The sequence below is a fragment of the Streptomyces sp. NPDC002868 genome (genome assembly GCF_055563295.1).
In genome coordinates this window covers 137,938-157,714 of record NZ_JBVHDR010000003.1, presented here as the reverse complement: position 1 = coordinate 157,714, position 19,777 = coordinate 137,938, and the positions used below count along the sequence as shown (strand labels likewise).

The following is a 19,777-nucleotide window of genomic DNA, read 5'->3' as shown; positions in this document are numbered from 1 at the left end:
CGATGGAGGAGGAGGGGGTGAGGCTGAGGCCGCCGAACAGCACACTGAACGAGCGGGTAGTCGGCTGGTGGCGGGTGCAGTTGCTGCTGACGACCGCGATTCCGGTGGCCGTGCTCGCCGTACTGGGCCTGCTCATCGAACCGGCCCGGCTGTGGCTGCTGACGCCCGCCGTCGTACTGGCGGTGCTGGGCCTGGCCTGCACCCTCTTCCTCCCCAACTGGTGGTTCCGGGTGCACCGCTGGGAGGTCACGGACGAGGCGGTCTACGTCCGTACGGGGGCGCTGTGGCAGGAATGGCGGATCGCGCCCATGTCCAGGATCCAGACCGTGGACACGATGCGCGGGCCGCTGGAGCAGGCGTTCCGGCTCGCCACGGTCATCGTGACCACCGCATCCTCCAAGGGCGCGATCAAGATCGAGGGGCTCGACCATGAGCTCGCCGCGGAGCTCGCGGAGCAGCTGACCCGGATAACCCAGGCCACGCCCGGGGACGCGACATGAGCGCGGCCGAGCCGGAGCCGGTGGCCGACGGGGAGCCGGTGGCCGAGGGGGAGCCGGTTGCCGAGGGGGAGTGGCGGCGGCTCGACAAGCGCACCGTGCTCGTCACCGCCTTCGTCATGGCGGGAGTGGCCGCGGGCGCAGGACTGCCCACCACACTCGGCCTCGCCGGCGGAATGCCGCTCGGGCAGGCGTTCGGCTGGGTGCTGGCCGGTGCCGTGCTGCTGATTGCCGTGGGCGCGGGCGCGGACTACACACGATGGCGCCGGACGCGCTACCGCATCGGCATCGAGCGCGCCGAACTCCACACCGGACTGCTGCTGGTCAAACGCCGTTCGCTGGCCCGCGAGCGCATCCGTAGCGTCGACCTGTCCGCCAACCCGCTGCTGCGCGTCCTCGGCCTGGTCAAGGTGCGTATCGGCACGGGCGAGCACGCCGGCGGCGAGTCCACGCTGGAGCTCGACCCGGTCAGCAAGGCGGAGGGTGAGCGGCTGCGTACGCAGCTGCTGGCCCGGGCGGCGACGACCGATCCCGGCACCCACCGGGAGGGCGAGCTCGCTGCCCTCGATCCGTCCTGGATCCGGTACGCACCGGTCAGCTTTGTCGCACCGCTGCTCGGCGGCGCTGCGGCCGGCGGTGTGATGCAGGTCAGTGAGTGGTTCGGGGCGCAGGGCAAGGTCATCGACTGGGTGGGGGACCGGTTCCGGGACACCTCCATCGCCATGATGGTCGTGGTGCTTGTCGCCGCGGCCGTGGCCGCCGGAGTCGTCGGCGCGCTCGGGCTGTGGATCGAGATGTGGTGGAACTACCGACTGGAGCGGGAGCCTGGCGGCACCCTGCGAGTGCGGCGTGGCCTGTTCACCGCGCGCTCGATCTCCATAGAGGAGCGCCGCCTGCGCGGTGTCGAACTCGTCGAGCCGCTCGGCGTCAGACTGTTCGGCGCGGCCCGGGTGGACGCGGTCGCCACCGGTCTCACCGACGACGAGCAGGACAAGCACGCCGATCTGAAGGTGCTGCTGCCGCCGGCCCCGCGGGCGATGGCGGACGAGGTGGCCGCGCAGGTGCTGCGCGAGCCCGTGGCTCCGACGAGCGCGGCCCACCTGACCGCCCACCCCCGGGCGGCGCGCACCCGGCGGCTGCGCTGGGCGTTGGCATCGGCGCTGCTGCCGCTGCTGGTGCTGACGGTTCTGGGCGCCTGGCTCACTTCCGTACTGCTGTACATCGCGGCGGCGTGCGCGGTCGTTGGGCTGCCGGCCGCGGTGATCGTCGCCCTGGATGCGTACCGCAGTCTGGGGCACGGCATCAGCGATGCGTATCTGGTGGCCCGCTCCGGCACGGTCCGCCGCGCGACGGTCGCGCTGCAGCGGGGCGGGGTCATCGGCTGGACGGTGAAGCAGTCGGTCTTCCAGCGCCGGGCCGGAGTGCTGACGCTGACCGCGACGACGGCCGCGGGGGCGGGGGCGTATTCGGTGTACGACGCGGGGGAGAGCGAGGGTCTGGCGTTCGCGTCGGACGCGGTGCCGGGGCTGCTGGAGCCGTTCCTCGTACGGGGCGACGGGACGGCGGGGTGCGGTTCGGCCGAGGTCGGCGCGACAATCCCCGTATGACCGCATCCGGTTACTCGGGAACCCCGCTGGCCAAGAAGCTCGGCATCAAACCGGGCCAGCGGGTCGTGCTCCGGCACCGGCCGGGGGACTGGGCGATTCCCGGTCTGCCCGAAGGAGTCACGGTCGGCGAACGCGGCTCGCGGGACACGGATGTGACGCCGGCGTTCTACCGTACGTACGGAGATCTGGCGGCTGAGGCGGCGACGCTCGTCGAGCGCCTGGCGGACCGGGCGATGCTCTGGATCGCGTGGCCGCGCAGGGCTGCGGGGCATGAGAGCGACATTGATGGGAATGCGCTGCGGGAGCTTTTGCTGCCGCTCGGCATTGTCGATGTGAAGGTCGCGCAGCTGGATGAGGACTGGTCGGGGCTGAAGCTCGTCCGACGGGTGGAGAACCGAACGGGGTGAGCCCGCGGCGGGCTTGCCCGTACCGGGGGCTCCGCCCCCGGACCCCCGCTCCTCAATCGCCGGAGGGGCTTGATTGTTCGGGCCGACCTCTCCAGCCTCGTGGGGGTCCCCCCGGACGAAGTCTGGGGGAGTTTGAGGCGCGGGGTCTGGGGCGGAGCCCCAGTCAGGGCGACGCCGGCGGGTACAGGTCCCGCGGCAGTTGTGACGCCGCGGCCGCGTCGAGCAGCCACAGCGTCCGGCTGCGGCCCCTCGCGCCCGCCGCCGGGGCCTGGACCTCTCCCGCGCCCGACAGAGCTATCGCCACCGCCTTCGCCTTGTCCTCGCCCGCCGCCAGCAGCCATACCTCGCGCGCCGACCGGATCGCCGGGAGCGTGAGCGAGATACGCGTCGGAGGCGGCTTGGGCGCGCCGTGCACGCCGACCACCGTGCGGTCCGTCTCGCGGACCGCGGGGAGCTCGGGGAAGAGCGACGCCACATGGGTGTCGGGCCCCACCCCCAGCATCAGCACATCGAAGCTCGGCACCGGACCGTGGTCCTCCGGGCCCGCCGCCGCGGCGAGTTCGGCCGCGTACGCAGCGGCTGCCGCGTCCACGTCACTGCCGTACACACCGTCCGACGCGGGCATCGCATGCACCCGCTTCGGGTCCACCAGCACGCTGTCCAGCAGGGCCTCGCGGGCCTGCGTGATGTTGCGCTCCGGGTCGCCGTCCGGGAGGAACCGCTCGTCGCCCCACCACAGATCGAGACGCGGCCAGTCGATCGCGTCCCGGGCCGGCGAGGTCCCGAGGGCGGCGAGCAGGGCATTGCCGTTGCGGCCGCCCGTCAGCACCACCGACGCGGAGCCGCGCGCGGCCTGGGCGTCCACGATCTTCGTGATCAGCCGGGCCGCCGCGGCCTGCGCCATCAGCTCCTTGTCGCGGTGGACGACGAGCTGCGGGGCACTCACTTCGCCGCCGCCTTCTTGGCCGGAGCCGCCTTTTTGGCCGGAGCGGCCTTCTTCGCGGGGGCGGACTTGGCCTCGGACTTGGTCTCGGACTTGGTCTCGGACTTCGCTCCGGACGTGGCCTGCGACGCGGACGCCCCGGCCCCCGACGCCTCGTCGCCGTAACTGAGCCGCTCCACGCCGAACCGCAGCGCCGACGCATACGTGTCGTCCGGGTCGAGGCGCCGCAGTTCCTCCGCCATCAGCTCGGCCGTGTCACGCCGCTTCAGCGCCACCGCCCGGTCCGGCTGCCCCTGGATGGACAGCGTCGCCAGCGAGCCGTCCGCCCGGTCCAGCACGATCGGGCCGAAGTTCGTCTCCATCCGTACGGCCGTGAGACCAGGCCCGGACGAAGCCGAGCGCGTCACCGGCACCTTCAGCCGGTCGGCGAGCCACATCCCGAGCAGTTCGCAGCTCGGGTTGAACTCCTCGCCCTCCACCTCCACCGAGGTGACCTCGCACGTCACCTGGTCCAGAGCGGCCGCGAGCATGGAGCGCCACGGCGTGATCCGGGTCCACGCCAGATCGGTGTCGCCGGGGGTGTACGCCTCGGCGCGCGCCATCAGGTCACGCACCGGCTGTTCGGAGGCGTACGAGTCCGTCACCCGGCGCTGCGCCAGCGTGCCCAGCGGGTCACTGGCCGGGTCGGTCGGCCCGTTCACCGGCCACCAGACCACGACCGGCGCGTCCGGCAGCAGCAGCGGCAGAACCACTGACTGGGCGTGATCGATGACCTCGCCGTACAGCCGAAGCACGACCGTCTCGCCGGTGCCCGCGTCCGCGCCCACCCGTACCTCGGCGTCCAGGCGGGCCTTCGCCCGGTCGCGCGGCGAGCGCGAGATCCGCTTGATGACGACCAGCGTGCGCGAAGGGTGCTCGCGCGACGCCTCGTTGGCCGCCTTCAGCGCGTCGTAGGCGTTCTCTTCGTCGGTGACGATGACAAGGGTGAGCACCATGCCGACGGCCGGGGTGCCGATCGCCCGCCGCCCCTGCACCAGCGCTTTGTTGATCTTGCTGGCCGTGGTGTCCGTAAGGTCGATCTTCATGGCCGACGCCAGCTCCGTCCGTCTCGTGCGAGCATTTCGTCCGCCTCGACCGGGCCCCACGTACCGGCCGGGTACTGTGCGGGCTTGCCGTGCTTGTCCCAGAACTGCTCGATCGGGTCGAGGATCTTCCAGGACAGCTCGACCTCCTCGAGTCTCGGGAAGAGGTTGGAGTCGCCGAGCAGGACGTCGAGGATGAGCCGTTCGTACGCCTCCGGGCTGGACTCTGTGAAGGACTCGCCGTACGCGAAGTCCATCGAGACGTCCCGCACCTCCATCGAGGTGCCAGGCACCTTCGAGCCGAACCGCAAGGTCACGCCCTCGTCCGGCTGGACGCGGATGACCAGGGCGTTCTGGCCCAGTTCCTCGGTGGCCGTGTGGTCGAAGGGGGAGTGCGGGGCGCGCTGGAAGACCACCGCGATCTCGGTGACCCGGCGGCCGAGCCGCTTGCCCGTACGGAGATAGAACGGGACGCCCGCCCAGCGGCGGTTGTCGATCTCCAGCTTGACCGCGGCGTAGGTGTCGGTCTTCGACTTGGGGTCGATGCCGTCTTCCTGGAGATAGCCGACGGCCTTCTCGCCGCCCTGCCAGCCCGCCGTGTACTGCGCGCGCACCGTGCTCTTGGACAGGTCCTGGGGCAGCTTCACCGCGCCGAGGACCTTGGTCTTCTCGGCCGCGAGCGCGTCCGCGTCGAAGGAGGCGGGCTCCTCCATCGCGGTCAGCGCGAGCAGCTGGAGAAGGTGGTTCTGGATGACGTCACGGGCGGCGCCGATGCCGTCGTAGTAGCCGGCGCGGCCGCCGATGCCGATGTCCTCGGCCATGGTGACCTGGACATGGTCGACGTACGACCGGTTCCAGATCGGCTCGAACAGGGTGTTGGCGAAGCGCAGCGCCAGAATGTTCTGGACGGTCTCCTTGCCCAGGTAGTGGTCGATCCTGAAGACCTCGTTGGCCGGGAAGACCTCGTGCACCACCTGGTTGAGCTCCTTGGCGGAGACCAGGTCGTGGCCGAACGGCTTCTCGATGACCGCGCGGCGCCAGGAGCCCTCCTTCTGGTCGGCCAGCCCGTGCCTCTTCAGCTGCTGGACGACCTTGGGGAAGAACTTCGGCGGCACGGACAGATAGAAGGCGAAGTTGCCGCCGGTGCCCTGCTTCTTGTCGAGGTCCTCGATGGTGGCCTTCAGCTTCTCGAAGGCGTCATCGTCGTCGAAGGTGCCCTGGACGAAGCGCATCCCCTGGATGAGCTGCTGCCACACCTCCTCGCGGAACGGCGTACGCGCGTGGGCCTTGACGGCGTCGTGGACCTCCTGCGCGAAGTCCTCGTCCTGCCATTCACGGCGGGCGAAGCCGATGAGCGAGAAGCCCGGTGGCAGCAGCCCGCGGTTGGCCAGGTCATAGACCGCAGGCATCAACTTTTTACGTGACAAATCGCCCGTGACACCAAAGATGACCAGGCCCGACGGCCCCGCGATACGCGGGAGCCGTCGGTCTGCTGGGTCACGGAGCGGATTGGCTCCGCCAAAACCGGACAAGGTGGTCAGCCCTCCGAAGGAGCGAGGCGCTGAAGCTCGGCCTCGGTCGACTTGAGCAGGTCGTTCCAGGCCGAGGCGAACTTCTCGACGCCCTCGTCCTCGAGCAGCTGCACGACGTCGTCGTAGGAGATCCCGAGCTTCTCGACGGCGTCGAGTTCGGCGCGGGACTGCTCGTACGTGCCGCGCACGGTGTCACCCCTGATCTCGCCGTGGTCGGCGGTGGCTTCGAGGGTGGCCTCCGGCATGGTGTTCACCGTGCCCGGCGCGACGAGCTCGTCGACATACAGCGTGTCCTTGTACGCCGGGTCCTTGACGCCCGTCGAGGCCCACAGCGGACGCTGCCTGTTGGCCTGCGCCTTGTCGAGCGCGGCCCAGCGGTCGGAGGAGAAGACCTCCTCGTACGCCTCGTAGGCGAGCCGCGCGTTGGCCAGCCCCGCCTTGCCGCGGGCCTCCTTGGCCTCCGGCGTGCCCAGCGCGTCCAGACGCTTGTCGATCTCGGTGTCCACGCGCGACACGAAGAAGGACGCCACCGACTGGATCTTGGAAAGGTCCAGGCCCGCGGCCTTCGCCTTCTCCAGACCGGCCAGGTAGGCGTCCATGACCTCGCGGTAGCGCTCCAGCGAGAAGATCAGCGTGACATTGACGCTGATGCCCTTGCCGATGACCTCGGTGATCGCCGGCAGGCCGGCCTTCGTCGCCGGGATCTTGATGAGGGTGTTCGGCCGGTCCACCAGCCAGGCCAGCTGCTTTGCCTCGGCGATGGTCGCCGGGGTGTTGTGGGCCAGGCGCGGGTCGACCTCGATGGAGACCCGGCCGTCCTGGCCGCCGGTGGCGTCGAAGACCGGCCGCAGGATGTCGGCGGCGTCCCGGACGTCCGCCGTCGTGATCATGCGTACGGCTTCCTCGACGGTCACCTTGCGCACGGCGAGGTCGGCGAGCTGCTGCTCGTAACCGTCACCGCTGCTGATGGCCTTCTGGAAGATCGAGGGGTTGGTGGTGACGCCCACGACGTGCTGCTGGTCGATCAGTTCGGCGAGATTGCCGGACGTGATCCGCTTGCGCGACAGGTCGTCGAGCCAGATCGCGACGCCTTCGTCGGAGAGGCGCTTGAGTGCGTCTGTCATGAGAGTTGCATCTCCTACTTGTCGTGTACCGGCGTCAGCGCGCGGCGGCGGCCAGAGATTCCCGGGCGGCGGCGGCCACGTTCTCGGCAGTGAAGCCGAACTCGCGGAAGAGGACCTTGCCGTCGGCCGAAGCGCCGAAGTGCTCCAGCGAAACGATGCGACCGGCGTCGCCCACGAAGCGGTGCCAGGTAAGACCGACACCGGCCTCGACCGCCACCCGCGCCTTGACGGCCGGCGGCAGAACGCTGTCCTTGTACTCCTGGTCCTGCTCCTCGAACCACTCGACGGACGGCATTGAGACGACCCGGGTCGGCACGCCTTCGGCCTGCAGCTGCTCGCGCGCCTCGACGGCGAGCTGCACCTCGGAGCCGGTGCCGATGAGCACGACCTGCGCGTCGCCGCCCTCGGCGTCGAACAGGACGTAACCGCCCTTCGCCGCATCGTCGTTGCGCTCGTAGGTGGGCACACCCTGGCGGGTCAGCGCCAGACCGTGCGGTGCGCCGACCCCGAACTCCTTGGTGTAGCGCTGGAGGATCTCGCGCCAGGCGATCGCGGTCTCGTTGGCGTCGGCCGGGCGGACGATGTTCAGGCCCGGGATGGCGCGCAGCGAGGCCAGGTGCTCCACCGGCTGGTGGGTCGGGCCGTCCTCGCCGAGACCGATCGAGTCGTGCGTCCAGACGTACGTCACCGGCAGGTGCATCAGCGCCGAGAGCCGTACCGCGTTGCGCATGTAGTCGGAGAACACCAGGAAGGTGCCGCCGTAGATACGGGTGTTGCCGTGCAGCGCGATGCCGTTCATGGTCGCGGCCATGGCGTGCTCGCGGATCCCGAAGTGGATCGTGCGGCCGTACGGGTCGGCTCCCGGCAGCGGGTTGCCCTTGGGCAGGAACGACGAGGTCTTGTCGATCGTCGTGTTGTTCGAGCCGGCCAGGTCGGCGGAGCCGCCCCACAGTTCGGGGATGACCGCGCCCAGCGCCTGGAGGATCTTGCCGGAGGCCGCGCGGGTGGCGACGCCCTTGCCGGTCTCGAACTCCGGGAGCCGGTCCTCCCAGCCCGCGGGGAGCTCGCCCGCGCGGATCCGGTCGAACTCGGCGGCGCGCTCCGGGGTGGCGGTGCGCCATGCGGCGAAGGTCTTCTCCCACTCGCCGCGGGCCTCGCGGCCGCGGTCGAGCGCCTCACGGGTGTGCGCGAGGACCTCGTCGGAGACCTCGAAGGACTTCTCCGGGTCGAAGCCCAGGACGCTCTTGGTGGCCGCGACCTCTTCCTCGCCGAGGGCTGAGCCGTGCGCGGCCTCGGTGTTCTGCGCGTGCGGCGCGGGCCAGGCGATGATCGAGCGCATCGCGATGAAGGAGGGGCGATCGGTCTCGGCCTGCGCCGCCTTCAGGGCGTTGTACAGGCCGGCCGGGTCCAGGTCGCCGTTCGGCAGCTGCTCAACGCGCTGGACGTGCCAGCCGTACGCCTCGTACCGCTCGAGGGTGTCCTCGGAGACGGCCGTCTCCGTGTCGCCCTCGATCGAGATGTGGTTGTCGTCCCAGAGGAGGACGAGGTTGCCCAGCTTCTGGTGGCCGGCAAGCGAGGACGCCTCATGGGAGATGCCCTCCTGGAGGCAGCCGTCACCGGCGACGGCCCAGATGGTGTGGTCGAACGGGGAGGTACCCACAGGAGCATCCGGGTCGAGCAGACCGCGCTCGTAGCGAGAGGCCATGGCCATGCCCACAGCGTTGGCGACACCCTGGCCGAGCGGCCCGGTCGTCGTCTCGACGCCCGGGGTGTGCCCGTACTCCGGGTGGCCCGGGGTCTTCGAACCCCAGGTCCTGAACGCCTTCAGATCGTCGAGCTCCAGGCCGTACCCGGCCAGGTAGAGCTGGATGTAGAGGGTCAGCGACGAGTGGCCCGCGGAGAGTACGAACCGGTCGCGGCCCGTCCAGTCCGGATCGGCGGGGTCGTGCCGCATCAGCTTCTGGAACAGCACGTACGCGGCGGGCGCGAGGCTCATGGCCGTACCGGGGTGGCCGTTGCCGACCTTCTGTACGGAATCCATGGCCAGGACGCGGACGGTATCAACAGCCCGCTGGTCCAGATCGGTCCACTCGAGGTCTGTGGTGGTCGGCTTGGTGCTCACCCTGGGTCAGGGCTCCTCTCCACATGTTCGTATCCCGGTGACGACGGAAGCGCCGGGCGTTGTCGAGCCTACCCCCGGAACAACGCCCAACTTTTCGAGTGCAGGTCTTTGAAAGAATCAGGTAAAGCCAGGGTGCAATCGCTGGGTCTTCTTCGCCTCTTCTTCGCCTCCTGGCGAGGTATACGGACGGGCCGGGGCTGCCGCTCAACACGTGCCCACCCCCGCGAAGATCGGTGTATCGGCAACGTCTAGAGTGGCGTGGTACGCGCAAGTCTTTACCCGGTCTTCACTCCGGGAGCTTGCTGGGAATTCTCTGTCAGGGGTGTACGTGACGGCCGTCGAGTCCCGACCCGCAGGGGTCGTCTTGACTCCCAGCCCGGGGGGCCATCGGCCGTTCAGGGCCCGCGTCAAGGCATTCGTGGCGCTGACCAAGCCGCGGATCATCGAGCTGCTGCTGATCACCACCGTCCCGGTGATGTTCCTGGCCGCGCAGGATGTGCCCGACCTGTGGCTCGTTCTCACGACGTGCATCGGCGGATACCTCTCGGCCGGCGGCGCCAACGCGCTGAACATGTACATCGACCGCGACATCGACGCCCTGATGGACCGTACGTCGCAGCGCCCGCTGGTCACCGGAATGGTGTCGCCCCGCGAGGGCCTGGTCTTCGGCCTGGTACTCGCCGCCGTCTCCACCCTCTGGTTCGGGCTGCTCGTCAACTGGCTGTCCGCGGCACTGTCACTCGGCGCGCTGCTCTTCTACGTCGTCGTCTACACGATGATCCTCAAGCGCCGAACCTCGCAGAACATCGTCTGGGGCGGCATCGCCGGCTGTATGCCGGTCCTGATCGGCTGGTCCGCCGTCACCAACTCGATGTCGTGGGCCGCGCTCATCCTCTTCCTCGTCATCTTCTTCTGGACACCGCCGCACTACTGGCCGCTGTCGATGAAGGTGAAGGAGGACTACGCGCGCGTGGGCGTCCCGATGCTCCCCGTCGTCGCCTCCAACAAGGTCGTCGCCCGCCAGATCGTCCTCTACAGCTGGGTGATGGTCGCGGTCTCGCTGATGCTGACGCCGCTCGGCTACACCGGCTGGTTCTACACAGTGGTAGCGCTGGCGACGGGCGGCTGGTGGCTCTGGGAGGCGCACTCCCTGCAGAACCGCGCGAAGGGCGGCGCCACCGGCGGCGAGCTCAAGGAGATGCGGCTCTTCCACTGGTCCATCACCTACGTCTCGCTGCTCTTCGTGGCCGTTGCGGTGGACCCCTTCCTGCGCTAGCTACCAGTGGGTAGCATCCTGTTCATGGCAGATACGAAGCAGGTCAAGCAGGCAGAGCGCAAGGCGGCCAGGCTCGCCAAGCAGATCGGCGCCTTCGCCAAGGCGCACGGCGGTGCCGAGGGACAGCTCGCGTACCTCGGTCAGATGGGCACCCGCATCGTGCTCGTCGGCGAGGACGGCGCCTGGGGCGACCTCGTGGCGCCGAGCCACGACATCGCGCAGGCCGCCGCCGAGAAGTCCGGGATCACGCTGCACGAGTCGTTCGACGGGGAGTTCGCGGCGAAGGTCCGCACTGGTCCGTACGAGTGGACCCGGATGGCGGGCATCCAGGTCGGAGGCCCGTCCAATAGCTGAGCAACACCTCGTGCGGGTGTCACCCGTTAGGACTGTGCAAGCACAGTCCACGACTGGGAGCCCGGATGATCGACACCCCGACCCTCGTGGACCAGTACTGCCACGGAGTGCTCCGTACGGAGCTCGGCCTCGGCACCTTCGAGGCGCATCTGGGCCGGACCGCCGGGCCCCCGGCCCCCGGCACCACCTTCTTCGACACGCAGACCGGCTTCGCGGTACGGCGCTGGTGCCCGCCGCTGCTGGGTCTTGAGCCGCACTGCCCGCCCGCCCGCTATCTCGCCCGCCGGCGTGAACTGGGTGTGCTGGAGGCGGGCAGGCGGCTGCTGAGGGGCAGCGGAATCTCCACATACCTGGTGGACACCGGGCTGCCGGGGGATCTCACCGGGCCGCCCGAGATCGCCGCCGCGGGCGCGGCAGAGGCCCGCGAGATCGTCCGCCTCGAACTCCTCGCCGAACAGGTCGCCGACACCTCGGGCACCGTCGAGAGCTTCCTCGCGAACCTTGCCGAGGCCGTGCACGGAGCCGCCGCGTCCGCCGTCGCCTTCACCTCCGTCGGCGCCGTGGGCCACGGGCTCGCCCTCGCGCCCGAGCCGCCGGGCCCCGGGGAGGTGCGCGGGGCGGCCGGCCGCTGGCTGGCCGCACGGCATGTCGGCGGCAAACTCACCGATCCCGTACTGGTGCGGCATCTGCTGTGGATCGCGGTCGCATCGGGACTGCCGCTCCAGCTCCATGTCGGCGTGGAGGACCCGATGCTGATGACCGGCTTCGCGGCCGCCACCGCTGGTCTCGGCACCGATCTGGTGCTGCTGCACGGCTATCCGTACCACCGCCATGCCGCGCATCTGGCGAGCGTGTACCCGCATGTGTACGCCGATCTGGGGCCCGCCCTGGTGCACACGGGGGCGCGGGCCGCGGCCGTGCTCGCGGAGATCCTGGAGCTGGCGCCGTTCGGGAAGCTGCTCTTCTCCAGCGGCGCGCGCGGGCTGCCCGAGCTGCATGTGGTGGGCGCCCGGATCTTCCGCGAGGCGCTCGCACGGGTGCTCGGCGGCTGGGTCGGCGACGGCGCCTGGGCCCGTACGGACGCGGAACGGGTCGCCGGGATGATCGCGGCCGGCAATGCCGCCCGCGTCTACGGACTGTCAGACGCTCGATAGCGCCGAGTCGGTCCGGTCCGGGATCCCGGCATCCGTCAGCGGCCGCTCGCGCAGGCTCAGCGCGAGCCGCACCACCGCGATCCACATCAGCGCGGAGCCGAGCATATGGGCGGCGACCAGAGCCTCGGGAACCCCGGTGAAGTACTGCAGATAGCCCACTCCCCCTTGCAGGAGCAGCACGATCAGCAGGTCGCGGGCGCGCGCCCGGGTGTCGTCGGGGGCGTCGACCACCCGCAGCACCAGCCACATCGCGACGGCCAGCGCGCAGACCACCCAGGCGGCGATGGCGTGGATGTGTGCGGCGTCCGCCCAGTCCCAGGGCATGCGCGGCACATCGCTGCTGTCGCCGGCGTGCTTGCCGGAACCGGTCACCGAGGTGCCCAGTGCGATCAGCAGTACGGAGGTGACGACGATCGCCCACGACAGCTTGCGAACCGGGCGCGGGACGCGCGGGCGCGGTGCGCCGTCGCCCTCGCGGCACCGCTGCCAGGTGACGGTGGCGACCGTGAGCAGCCCGGTGGCGAGCATGAAGTGCCCGGCCACGGTCCACGGGTTGAGGCCCGCCCACACGGTGATGCCGCCGAGCACCGCGTTGCCCATCACGATCCAGAACTGCGACCAGGCGAGCCGGGTCAGCCCGCGCCGCAGCGGCTTGACCGCGCGCGCCGCGATGATCGTCCAGCCGACCGCGGCCGACAGGACGTACGTCAGCATCCGGTTGCCGAACTCGATCGCGCCGTGGATGCCCTGCTCGGGCGTGGCGAAGAGGCTGTCGTCCGTGCACTTGGGCCAGGTGTCGCAGCCGAGGCCGGAGCCGGTCAGCCGGACCGCGCCGCCGGTGACGATGATGAACACGCTCATCACGACGGCGGAGAGCGCGGCGCGCCGGAGCGTTCTGGGAGTCGGCGTCCAGCGCTGGGCGATATAGGCGAGGGGGGTCAGCACGGGCCCTATCGTAAACGGGCGATTGTGCACGTTTTCACGAGGGGTCCGGTCCGGGTGCGGTCCGGGTACGGCACGGTCGCGCGGTCCAGGTCAGAGCGGTGCGTACGTCAGCCGGAAGCGCGCGCCGTCGAGGTGGTCCTCCTCCCACCACACGGCGATCCGCCAGTGCACCGACGGCGGCGGCCGGTCGGGCGAGTGCAGGAACGCGTCGGTCAGCTCGGCGGCGACCGCCTCGGCGCTGCGGTCGGCCACCGCGTCCCTGCCGCGCCAGGGGTATGTCATCGGGGTCCAGGTCCCGTCGGCCTCCTGGACGTCGAACCGCCACACCGCACGCCAGGAGCGCGCCCGCAGGATCCGGCGGACCTCCGTGCCGTCCAGCCGCAGCCCCTCGGCGATCGCGTCCGCTTCCACGCCTTCTATACGCGCCGCCACCACCGCCAGCGGCAGCAGCCGCTCCGGAAGCAGGTCCTGCTCCCGCAGCCGGGTCAGACCGCCGTCGAAGGGGCAGCGTCGCAGCCTGCGCTCCAACTGGTCGCCGAGGTGCTCGAGGGCCGCGGCATGGGCGGTCGCGCGCGCATCCGGTGCTCCGGGTGCTTCGGGAGCCGCCGACCACAAGGTCTGGAACTCGCGCTCCGCCCGTACCGCCCAGGCCGCCGCGTCCACCGGCTCTCCCAGCTCCTCCAGCCGGTCGCCCAGGAAGACATGGGCCTGAGCGAGGCCCTCCCGGTTGCGCGGCTCCGATCCGTCCAGGCTCTCCCAGACCTCGATGGCCCGGCGGGTGGCAGCCAGCGCCGCGAGCCCGTCCTCGCGGTCAACGGGCGGGGGCTGCTCCCCGTTCGCGTGGAAGGCGTACCGCGGCATTCCGAGCTCGTCGCTGAGCGGTTCGGCGAGATACACGGACTGGTTGATCAGCGCCCTGGCGTACCAGCGGGCGTGCTCCTCGTCGTGCCTGGCCGGTTCCTCGCAGCGCCGGACCGCCTCGCCGACGGCACTCAGCGCGTCCTCGCGCCGGCCGGTGTCGAAGTGGTGCCGCGCCAGATCGCCGTACCGCAGGCTCAGCCTCGCGGCGAGCGAGAGATCGTCATCGGCGTGCGGGGCGAGCGCGGCGATCAGATCCGTCAGCATGCGCTCGCGCTCGCCGGGTGAGACGCCGGCTCTGCCGGACCTCACCTTGGCCCATTCCGCGTCCAGTCGCAGCGCGGCAGTCCGGTCCATCGAGGCCTCCCACCGCGCGGATCCCAGCGGGCTCATCCTGGCGCGTGCGTCACTCCCAGCGGAAGAGCCGGGCGGCCGCGCCCAGTGAAAGCACTGCCCAGCCGGCGAGGATGCCGAGTTCGCCCCACGGCATCGCGGCACCGTGCTGGAGGACATCGCGCAGACCGTCCGAAAGCGCGGAGATCGGCAGCAGGGCGAGCGCCGACTGGACGCCGTCCGGGAACCTGTCCAGCGGCACGATCACGCCGCCGCCCACCAGGAGCAGCAGAAAGACCAGGTTGGCGGCTGCCAGCGTCGCCTCGGCCCTGAGCGTCCCGGCCATCAGCAGACCGAGGCCGGAGAAGGCGGCGGTGCCGAGGACGAGCAGCAGCAGTACGGAAAGAGGGTTGCCGTCCGGGGACCAGCCGAGCGCGAACGCGATCACGGTCAGCAGCACGATCTGGAGGATCTCGGTGGCCAGGACCGAGAGCGTCTTGGCGGTCATCAGCGCCCAGCGGGGGAGCGGCGAGGCGCCGAGCCGCTTGAGGACTCCGTACCGCCGCTCGAAGCCGGTCGCGATGGCCTGCCCGGTGAAGGCGGTGGACATCACGGCGAGGGCGAGGACGCCGGGGGCCAGGAAGTCGACCGACCTGCCTTCTCCCGTGTCGATGATGTCGACGGTCGAGAACAGCACCAGCAGGAGCGAGGGGATGATGACGGTGAGCAGCAGCTGCTCGCCGTTGCGCAGCAGCATCTTCGTCTCGAACGCGGTCTGCGCCGCGATCATGCGGGGCAGCGGCGCGGCGCCGGGCGCCGGGGTGTACGTACCGACGCTCATGAGCGCAGCTCCTTGCCGGTCAGCTCCAAAAACACGTCCTCCAGGGTGTGGCGCTCGACCGAGATGCCGTCCGGCATCACGCCGTGCTGTGCGCACCAGGACGTCACGGTCGCCAGCAGCTGCGGGTCCACCTGGCCGGTGATCCGGTACGCGCCGGGCGTGAGCTCCGCCGCCTCCGTGCCGTCCGGCAGCGCCTTCAGCAGCGAGCCGACGTCCAGGCCGGGCCGCCCCGTGAAGCGCAGCGTGTTCTCGGCGCCGCCGCGGCAGAGCTGTTCCGGGCTGCCCTCGGCGACGACCTTGCCCGCGTCGATGATCGCGACATGGTCCGCAAGCTCCTCGGCCTCGTCCATGAAGTGGGTGGTGAGAACGGTGGAGACGCCGTCCGCGCGCAGTTCGCGTACGAGCTCCCAGGTGGACCGGCGGGCCTGCGGGTCCAGACCGGCGGTCGGCTCGTCCAGGAAGACCAGTTCGGGGCGGCCGACGGCGGCCATCGCCAGGGCGAGCCGCTGCTGCTGGCCTCCGGAGAGCCGCCGGTAGGTCGTACGGCCGCAGTTGCCGAGGCCGAGCCGCTCGATCAGCGCGTCCACGTCCAGCGGGTGGGCGTGCAGTTTCGCCATGTGGCGGAGCATCTCGTCGGCGCGGGCGCCGGAGTAGACGCCGCCGGACTGGAGCATCACGCCGATCCTGGGTCGCAGCTTCGCGGCGTCGGCGACCGGATCGAGGCCGAGGACCCGAACTGTTCCGGCGTCGGGGCGGCGGTAGCCCTCGCAGGTTTCGACCGTGGTGGTCTTGCCCGCTCCATTGGGGCCGAGGACGGCGGTCACGGAGCCCTGGGGGACCTCGAGGTCGAGGCCGTCCACGGCCGTCTTGGATCCGTACCGCTTGACCAGTCCCCGGATCTGGACGACGGGCTCGCTTCGCATGGCGGGAAGTCTAGGCGGGGTGGCAAGACCGCCGGGGGGCGGGGCCCGGGTCCTCCCGCAGAAGGGCAGGGACACCCGGGACAGGAATGGCCTGAACTGACTATTGAGGCGTTCTTCACATGAACCTGCCAACTCCTTCACGATCGAGTGTCGGTACGAACCCACTCACGAAGGAGCGTTCGTGGCTAGACGCAGACCGGGGCGGCGGGCAGCACTCGCCGCCCTGACCGCCATATCCGTAGCCCTGCCCATCGCCCTCGGCGCCGCCCCCGCGCAGGCACAGGACCCCGACGCCGCCTTACCCTCCGGTCCATCCGCGTATCGGATCAAGACCGAGGCCGGCGTCCTCGCGCAGCTCGACGCCAAAGACAGGGCGACCTTCTGGGTCGCCCTGACGCATGAGGCGGACACCTCGGCCGCCCGCCGGGCCAAGGGCAAGACTGCCAAGGCACGCACGCTCTACGAGACGAAGCTGGCGTACGCCAAAAAGTCCCAGGCCCCGCTCAGGGCTCTGCTGGACAGCGCGGGCGTCCGCTACGAGTCCTTCTGGATCGCCAACACCCTCAAGGTCACCGCCGACAAGGCGCTCGCCGAGAAGATCGCGGTGCGCACCGACGTCGCCGCGCTCGAGGCCGACGAGCCGATCACCATCCCCGACCCGCTGCCGGGGAAGAACGAACCGCGCCTGGACGCCGTCGAGTGGAACATCGACCGGATCAACGCCCCCAAGGTCTGGTCCGAGCTCGGCGTTCGCGGTGAGGGAGTGGTCGTCGCCAGCATCGACTCCGGCGTGCAGTTCGACCACCCGGCCGTCAAGGCGAAGTACCGCGGGCTGAAGTCCGACGGCAGCTACGACAACGCCTACAACTGGTTCGATCCGGCCAAGGTCTGCACCGGCACCGCCCCCTGCGACAACAACGGCCACGGCACCCACACCATGGGCACCATGGTCGGCGACGACGGCGCGGGCAATCAGGTCGGCGTCGCCCCCGACGCCAAGTGGATCGCCGCCAAGGGCTGCGAGTCCAGTTCCTGCAGCCGCGACTCGCTGCTCCGCTCCGGCCAGTGGATCGTCGCCCCCACCGACCCGGCAGGCGCCAACCCCCGCCCCGACCTCGCACCGGACGTGGTGAACAACTCCTGGGGCAGCACTGTCCTGGACCCCTGGTACAAGGAGGTCGTGCAGTCGTGGCGGGACGCGGGCATCTTCCCGGCGTTCTCCAACGGCAACAGCGGCCCCGGCTGCAACACCTCGGGCTCGCCCGGCACTTACACCAACTCGTACTCCTCCGGCGCCTTCGACATCAACAACGCCATCGCGTCCTTCTCCTCGCGCGGCACCGGTGAGGCCGGCGGCCTCAAGCCCAACCTCGCCGCACCCGGCGTAAACGTCCGCTCCTCCTGGACGGGCGGTGGCTACAACTCCATCTCCGGTACGTCGATGGCCTCACCGCACACCGCCGCCACCGTGGCGCTGATGTGGTCGGCGTCGCCCGCGATCCGCGGCAGTGTCGCCGAGACCGAGAAGCTCCTCGACTCCACCGCCGTCGACGTGGACAACACCAGCTGCGGCGGCACGGCCGCCGACAACAACGTCTTCGGCGAGGGCCGCCTCGACGCGTACGCCGCCGTCACCGCCGCCCCGCGTGGCGCGCTCGGCGCGGTCAGCGGCAAGGTCAGCACGGCCGCCGGCCCGCTCGCCGACGCCACCCTGCGCTTCGAGGGCCCGATGAAGACGACCGTCACCACCGGCGCCGACGGCGGCTACGCCCTGCCGAAGCTGATGGTCGGCGACTACACGATCAGGGTCGCCAAGTTCGGATACGTCACGGTCCAGGGCGCCGTCACCGTCGTCGAGAACGGCAGCACGGTCAAGGACTTCGCGCTCGACGAGGCCGCGTCCGCCGATGTCACCGGCAAGGTCACCAGCCATGGCGGGGCCGAGGCGAGCGCCGTCGTCACCGCCCAGGGCACCCCGGTCACCACCAAGTCCGGCGCCGACGGCGCGTACACGCTGCGGCTCCCGGTCGGCACGTACGACCTCGCCGTCACCCCCGGCCACCGCTGCGCGTCGGCGACCAGCGTCCGCGTCGAGGTCACCGGAAACACGGTCAAGGACATCGTCCTGCCCGACCGGACCGACGCCTTCGGCACCGCATGCACGGTGGGCGCCGGCGGCTTCCCGGCCGGTGCCACCAAGCTGGCGTACACCAGCACCACCTTCGGTACGGCCTCCTTCGAGCTGCCGTTCCCGGTGGCGTTCTACGGACGCACCTACCGGTCGGCGAGCGCGTCCATCGACGGGGTGCTCTCCTTCGGGACCGCCTCCACCTCCAGCAGCAACACCACTCTGCCCACCACCTTCGCCCCCAACGGCTCGCTCTATCCGTTCTGGGACAACCTCACGGTCGACGCCGACGCGGGCGTGTACTGGTCCGCGACCGGCACCGCCCCGCACCGGAAGATCGTCGTCGAGTGGCGCAACGCGCTGATCGCGGCGACCACCGCCGAGCGGGTCTCCTTCGCCGCGGTCCTCGGCGAGGACGGCTCCGCGTCCTTCCAGTACAAGGACATCTCCGGAACCGGATTCGAGAACGGCTCCGGCGCGACCATCGGTGCCGAGAACGCGACCGGCACCGACGCGCTGCTCTACTCCTTCAACGAGGGCACAGTCCGCGACGGGACGGCCATCGCCTTCCGTACGACCAAGACCGCGGTCGTCGCGGGCCGGGTCACCGACGCCAACGACAGCAAGCCGGTGGCGGGCGCGTCCGTCGCGGTGAGCAGCGCCGGCACAGCGACCGGCAGTGACACCACCGGCGCCGACGGCGGCTATCTCCTCCAGGTGCCCGCCGGCGCCCCGTACGACATCGCCGTCTCCGCCCCCGCCTACACCGGGGCGAGTGCCCAGCAGACCCCGAAGCCGGGCGAGATCGCGGTGTCGGACACGGCCCTCAAGACCGGCCGGGTCGCCGCCGACAGCACGGCTTTGACCGTCGTCGTACCGGCGGCGCAGCAGCGCGCCCGTACGCTCACCCTCGCCAACACCGGCTCCGCCACCCCCTTCACGGTCGCCGAGAAGGACGGCAAGAGCTGGATCAAGGCGGCGCCCGGCACCGGACAGCTGGCGGCCGGCGCATCGCAGAAGGTCGCGCTCAGCGTGGACACCACCGGGGCCGCCCCGGGCACGGTCCTGACCGGGACCCTGCAGGTGAAGTCCGACAGCGGCCGCAGACCGGTGATCGACATCCCGGTCACCGTGGTCGTGCCCGCCTATCAGACGGCGATCGACACCGGCACGGCCAAGTCCTCGGTGGACGCCCTCGGCGACACCTGGGGGCCGGACCGTAAGCACGCCGCGGGCGCGTACGGATATCTGGGCAGCGCCAGTGAGCTCTCCACCACCCGTTCGATCACGGGCGCGGCCGACCCGAAGCTCTACCGGACCGCCCGCCAGGGCATGTACGAGTACCGCTTCGACGGCCTGCCGGCCGGCACCTACCGGATCGAGCTGGGCTTCGCGGAGCTGAGCTCCAAGGATCCGACGGACCGGGTCTTCGACGTGATGGCCGAGGGGACGCAGTACGTGCCCAACCTCGACCTGGCGCTGGAGGCGGGCGTCCGCACCGCGCACGAGCGGGCCTTTACGGTGAAGGTCACCGACGGCCGGCTCAACCTGCGTTTCGTGGCGAATTCCGGCAAGACTCTGGTGAATTCGATCAGGGTCACCGACCGTCCGGATCTTGCCGGGTAATTCCCGGTGCTTCCCTGGTCAGGGC

Annotated in this window: 16 protein-coding genes; 7 read left to right on the top strand and 9 right to left on the bottom strand. The window is 70.6% G+C overall.

The window, feature by feature from the left end; all coding sequences use genetic code 11:
* Positions 1-2 precede the first annotated feature (2 nt).
* From ACZ3H8_RS11520 to ACZ3H8_RS11510, 3 genes are read left to right on the top strand one after another with little or no spacing between them, the layout of a single operon-like run.
* A complete protein-coding gene (locus ACZ3H8_RS11520) occupies positions 3-500 on the top strand; it encodes a PH domain-containing protein (RefSeq protein WP_467400306.1) in 498 nt (165 codons plus the stop codon).
* The gene (locus ACZ3H8_RS11515) at positions 497-2,104 is read left to right on the top strand and encodes a PH domain-containing protein (RefSeq protein ID WP_467400303.1); all 1,608 of its coding nucleotides are present in this window, start codon (positions 497-499) and stop codon (positions 2,102-2,104) included. Before ACZ3H8_RS11520 ends, ACZ3H8_RS11515 begins: the two co-directional genes overlap by 4 nt.
* Positions 2,101-2,511 (top strand): DUF3052 domain-containing protein, encoded by a 411-nt coding sequence (locus tag ACZ3H8_RS11510; protein ID WP_467400300.1) that lies wholly within the window; start codon positions 2,101-2,103, stop codon positions 2,509-2,511. The genes ACZ3H8_RS11515 and ACZ3H8_RS11510 overlap by 4 nt, the downstream gene beginning before the upstream one ends.
* 163 nt (positions 2,512-2,674) lie before the next feature.
* On the opposite strand, the gene pgl is transcribed toward ACZ3H8_RS11510, so the two are convergent.
* Genes pgl through tkt form a run of 5 tightly spaced genes read right to left on the bottom strand, consistent with a single transcriptional unit; the run spans position 2,675 to position 9,314 of the window.
* Positions 2,675-3,457, bottom strand: a complete 783-nt coding sequence (gene pgl / locus ACZ3H8_RS11505; RefSeq protein ID WP_467400298.1) for a 6-phosphogluconolactonase — start codon at positions 3,455-3,457, stop codon at positions 2,675-2,677.
* Positions 3,454-4,539: a glucose-6-phosphate dehydrogenase assembly protein OpcA gene (gene opcA, locus ACZ3H8_RS11500; protein ID WP_467400295.1), complete on the bottom strand. Its 1,086-nt coding sequence runs from the start codon at positions 4,537-4,539 to the stop codon at positions 3,454-3,456. Before opcA ends, pgl begins: the two co-directional genes overlap by 4 nt.
* Entirely contained in the window at positions 4,536-6,068 is a 1,533-nt protein-coding gene (gene zwf / locus ACZ3H8_RS11495) for a glucose-6-phosphate dehydrogenase (RefSeq protein ID WP_467400293.1), read from the bottom strand. Before zwf ends, opcA begins: the two co-directional genes overlap by 4 nt.
* A gap of 5 nt (positions 6,069-6,073) precedes the next feature.
* Positions 6,074-7,192, bottom strand: a complete 1,119-nt coding sequence (gene tal, locus ACZ3H8_RS11490) for a transaldolase (RefSeq protein WP_467400290.1) — start codon at positions 7,190-7,192, stop codon at positions 6,074-6,076.
* 34 nt (positions 7,193-7,226) lie between these two features.
* Positions 7,227-9,314 (bottom strand): transketolase, encoded by a 2,088-nt coding sequence (tkt, locus tag ACZ3H8_RS11485; RefSeq protein WP_467400287.1) that lies wholly within the window; start codon positions 9,312-9,314, stop codon positions 7,227-7,229.
* A 328-nt stretch (positions 9,315-9,642) separates the two neighbouring features.
* Here tkt and ACZ3H8_RS11480 point away from each other — a divergent pair, with 328 nt between their 5' ends.
* The 3 genes from ACZ3H8_RS11480 (at position 9,643) to ACZ3H8_RS11470 (ending at position 12,098) form a co-directional block, all read left to right on the top strand.
* Entirely contained in the window at positions 9,643-10,590 is a 948-nt protein-coding gene (locus ACZ3H8_RS11480) for a heme o synthase (RefSeq protein ID WP_467400285.1), read from the top strand.
* Positions 10,591-10,614: 24 nt separating this feature from the next.
* Positions 10,615-10,944 carry a hypothetical protein gene (locus ACZ3H8_RS11475; protein ID WP_467400282.1) on the top strand — a complete coding sequence of 110 codons (330 nt, stop codon included), beginning with the start codon at positions 10,615-10,617 and terminating at the stop codon, positions 10,942-10,944.
* A 65-nt stretch (positions 10,945-11,009) separates the two neighbouring features.
* Positions 11,010-12,098, top strand: a complete 1,089-nt coding sequence (locus ACZ3H8_RS11470) for an amidohydrolase family protein (protein WP_307664206.1) — start codon at positions 11,010-11,012, stop codon at positions 12,096-12,098.
* Here ACZ3H8_RS11470 and ACZ3H8_RS11465 read toward each other — a convergent pair.
* The 4 genes from ACZ3H8_RS11465 to ACZ3H8_RS11450 form a co-directional block, all read right to left on the bottom strand.
* Complete coding sequence (locus ACZ3H8_RS11465) at positions 12,084-13,043, bottom strand: COX15/CtaA family protein (RefSeq protein WP_467400279.1); 960 nt, start codon at positions 13,041-13,043, stop codon at positions 12,084-12,086. The genes ACZ3H8_RS11470 and ACZ3H8_RS11465 overlap by 15 nt on opposite strands.
* A 90-nt stretch (positions 13,044-13,133) precedes the next feature.
* A complete protein-coding gene (locus tag ACZ3H8_RS11460; RefSeq protein WP_467400276.1) occupies positions 13,134-14,258 on the bottom strand; it encodes a hypothetical protein in 1,125 nt (374 codons plus the stop codon).
* Between the two features lie 49 nt (positions 14,259-14,307).
* On the bottom strand, positions 14,308-15,075 hold the full coding sequence (locus ACZ3H8_RS11455) for an ABC transporter permease (protein ID WP_467400273.1): 768 nt from the start codon (positions 15,073-15,075) through the stop codon (positions 14,308-14,310).
* Positions 15,072-15,998, bottom strand: coding sequence for an ABC transporter ATP-binding protein (locus tag ACZ3H8_RS11450; protein ID WP_467400270.1), 927 nt, complete (start codon positions 15,996-15,998; stop codon positions 15,072-15,074). The genes ACZ3H8_RS11455 and ACZ3H8_RS11450 overlap by 4 nt, the downstream gene beginning before the upstream one ends.
* 181 nt (positions 15,999-16,179) lie before the next feature.
* Between ACZ3H8_RS11450 and ACZ3H8_RS11445 the strand changes: the two genes are divergently transcribed.
* Positions 16,180-19,752, top strand: coding sequence for a S8 family serine peptidase (locus tag ACZ3H8_RS11445; RefSeq protein WP_467400267.1), 3,573 nt, complete (start codon positions 16,180-16,182; stop codon positions 19,750-19,752).
* Positions 19,753-19,777: the final 25 nt, after the last annotated feature.